The following is a 2,469-nucleotide window of genomic DNA, read 5'->3' as shown; positions in this document are numbered from 1 at the left end:
CCAGGATCTTACCATTGGCGATCGCCACCGCCTCGACCTGCGGGTTTTGTCTTTCGAGAGTATGAATTTTTCCGTGAGTCAGAATCAGTGTGGCAGTTTGAGACATAACAATCTCCTGAGAAACCGGTCAGGCTTTTTTCAGCCATCCGGCAAACAGACGGGTTACGATGGGCATCCAGAACCAGACCACCAGCGCAACCACACAGGCATCATTGATCAGATGCAGGAGTAACGAGCCCTTCATGGCAGGCAGCACAATGCCGGTCAACCACGGCACCAGATTGGTGCTGGGAAAAATCACCAGCAGAGTTATCAGAAACTGTTTCCAGCGCCTGGGCTGACGTACATGGGGCGCGGGCGGTGTAAACCAGAACGCCGCTTCGGTGCGGATTTCAGTTTTATCCCCTTCCGCCAGCAGCGGGGCAATCTCTTCGACCAGCACGCGGCGCGTATCGGACTGGGTCCAGTTATACAGATGCTCAAGCGTGTCGAAGCGGATAATGATGTTCCACAGATTGTTGCCATCTGCAGGACGAATCACATTCGCCCCCAGATGACCGGGAAACTCGGCCGCCACCGGCATGATTTTCCCCAGCCACTGCTCATACCGCTGCGCTTGTTCAGGCAGCAGGGTGTGGGAAATCACCAACGTCACATGTTTGTTCTGCGCCATAAAGGGTTCCTTGTTGAGAAGAAACAGGCCCGCTTAGGCCACGTAAGCAATACACAAAATCATTCATGGCGCATCGAAGCGGCAAGATTGTGTATCCCCGGAAGCTGACAAAGTGAGTGACCGGGGTACGCAAACGAAGCCCACTAAGAGGCGACATGAAAGATGAGGTGTATTTAGGCTTTACGTTCCGGCGCGCCATGCACCATGGTGTAGGCGTAATCCACGCCCATTCCGTAGGCGCCGCTGTGCTCACGTACCAGATCCATGACGGCGTCGTAGGTTTCTTTGCGGGACCAGTCGCGCTGGTACTCGAGAAGAACCTGTTGCCAGGTCACTGGTACGGCGCCCGCCTGTACCATGCGGTCGATAGAACGCTCATGGGCATCCACGGACGTGCCGCCGGAAGTGTCAGTTACCACATAAACTTCGTAACCTGCTTCCAGCGCCATCAGCGCCGGGAAAGTCAGGCATACTTCGGTCCACAGCGCGGAGATAATCAATTTTTTACGCCCGGTCGCTTCCACGGCTTTCACAAACGCCGCATCTTCCCAGGAGTTCATCGAGGTGCGTTCAATTGGTTTCACATCAGGATGAACCGCTAACAATTCCGGCCAGATATAGCCGCTAAAACTTTTCGTTTCCACAGAAGTATAAATCACCGGAACATTAAATATTTTCCCGGCCTTCGCTAATGCCACGGTATTATTTTTCAAAGTCTGGCGGTCAATATTCGCCACACCAAATGACATTTGCGGCTGATGATCAATAAAAATAAGCGTTGAGTTTTGAGGGTCAATCAGTTCCCGAATAGACATAGCACACCTTCTTAATCAATAAGTTAAAAGGCAACGGTCTGTATCTGCCGTCAGCAGCAGGATCCTGAATCAGAAAGCTTGTTGAGTATAGCGGGAAATTTCTAACGAGTTATTAAAGAAAACTTACCATCCAGTGAAACTATTAATTTTGTGTTGCGATATATCCTAAACAACATCAAAAAAATGCGCATGACTCATCTAATTTATTCACTGGCATTGTTTTTCTCCATTCGGTACAACAGAGGGGTTTAATTTTCAGGATATTTTCTGCTTATGCGCATCAATCTGGATGTTTTGCTAATTCTCGACGCACTCGATAAACAGGGTTCATTTGCCGCGGCGGCCGAATCGTTGTTTAAAACCCCTGCAGCACTCAGCTATATGATTCAAAAGCTGGAAAGTGATTTGAATATCGAGTTGCTTGACCGTTCCGGTCACCGGGCAAAATTTACCGACACCGGTCAGATGATGCTTGAAAAGGGACGTTTGCTGCTGAGTGCGGCAAAAGATCTCGAAAAGCAGGCGGTGCAGCTGAGTTCAGGCTGGGAAAAAGAGCTGGCGATTGCGCTGGACGACTCCTTCCCTTTCGCCTCGCTGTTGCCCATTATCGATGAATTTCACGCGCTGAATAAGCAAACCCGCCTTAACTTCACCCACCATACGCTGGCGGGCTCCTGGGAGGAACTGACGCATAATGGAGCAGATATTATTTTGGGGGCGATTAATGAACCGCCTACGTCAGCGGCCTGGTCCTACAAAATGCTTGGCACGCTGGACAATGTGTTTGTCGTTGCGCCTGAGCATCCGCTGGCCGCAGCACCGGATGGCCTGACTAACGAACAGCTGTGCCTGCACCGGGCGATTGTCATTAGCGACAGCGCCCGCTTTTGTCATCCGTTACAAACCAATCTGATGGAGGAGCAGGCGCAGATTCGCGTTGATGATTTCCACAGTAAGGTGATGCTACTGCGGGCCGGCTTG

4 protein-coding genes are annotated in these 2,469 nt (G+C 51.1%); 1 reads left to right on the top strand and 3 read right to left on the bottom strand.

The features are described 5' to 3' along the window. From FDW87_RS21670 to FDW87_RS03375, 3 genes are all read right to left on the bottom strand, one after another. Positions 1–106, bottom strand: a 106-nt coding sequence (locus FDW87_RS21670) for a hypothetical protein (RefSeq protein WP_252362996.1), incomplete at its 3' end; no start/stop codon positions are given. Between the two features lie 21 nt (positions 107–127). Next, positions 128–673 carry an antibiotic biosynthesis monooxygenase gene (locus FDW87_RS03380; protein ID WP_016152022.1) on the bottom strand — a complete coding sequence of 182 codons (546 nt, stop codon included), beginning with the start codon at positions 671–673 and terminating at the stop codon, positions 128–130. Between the two features lie 173 nt (positions 674–846). Continuing rightward, positions 847–1,488, bottom strand: coding sequence for a hydrolase (locus tag FDW87_RS03375; protein ID WP_003021513.1), 642 nt, complete (start codon positions 1,486–1,488; stop codon positions 847–849). 273 nt (positions 1,489–1,761) lie between these two features. Between FDW87_RS03375 and FDW87_RS03370 the strand changes: the two genes are divergently transcribed. After that, on the top strand, positions 1,762–2,469 hold a 708-nt coding region (locus FDW87_RS03370; protein ID WP_252362983.1), incomplete at its 3' end, for a LysR family transcriptional regulator.

Origin of the sequence: Citrobacter sp. wls826 (assembly GCF_005281245.1) — a bacterium.
In the GTDB taxonomy this organism is placed as follows: domain Bacteria; phylum Pseudomonadota; class Gammaproteobacteria; order Enterobacterales; family Enterobacteriaceae; genus Citrobacter; species Citrobacter braakii.
The sequence above is the reverse complement of the archived record's forward strand: the minus strand, read 5'-3'. Positions and strand labels throughout refer to the sequence as shown.

Excerpts from the sequence above, each read along its gene's own strand:
- FDW87_RS03375 (WP_003021513.1), bottom strand. The coding sequence starts at position 1,488 with ATGTCTATTCGGGAACTGATTGACCCTCAAAACTCAACGCTTATTTTT.
- FDW87_RS03380 (WP_016152022.1), bottom strand. The coding sequence starts at position 673 with ATGGCGCAGAACAAACATGTGACGTTGGTGATTTCCCACACCCTGCTG.